This is a genomic window from Streptomyces kebangsaanensis, assembly GCF_001906585.1.
GTDB lineage: Bacteria > Actinomycetota > Actinomycetes > Streptomycetales > Streptomycetaceae > Streptomyces > Streptomyces kebangsaanensis.
This window is the reverse complement of the sequence record NZ_JUJA01000033.1, coordinates 16,638-16,918: the sequence shown is the minus strand read 5'-3', so window position 1 is coordinate 16,918 and position 281 is coordinate 16,638. Positions and strand designations below refer to the sequence as shown.

The 281-nt window shown below is 82.2% G+C and carries 1 pseudogene; it reads right to left on the bottom strand.

The features are described from left to right. A pseudogene (locus RH94_RS42130) lies at positions 1-281 on the bottom strand (RDD family protein); the annotation flags it as partial.

Here is a 281-nt window from a genome sequence, read left to right as displayed (position 1 = left end):
GCTTGCCGAGGCCGGCCGGGCGGGCCGCCGCCTGCCGTCGCGCCGCCGCCTGGAACGGGTCCTCGACCGGCGGCTTCCAGGGCGCGACGGGCTGCTCGTCACCCGCCCCCGCCAACTGGTGCACCTGCTGCGCCCAGGAGGACTGCCCGCCACCGGGCCCACTGGTCAGCGGCGCGGACGCGGCCAGGGGGGCGCCGGACTGCTGGGGCAGGGGCGCGGCGGGGAAGTTCGCGGGGGCGGGCCCCCCGAAGGGCCCTGGGGACGGGGCGGGTGCGGCGGGG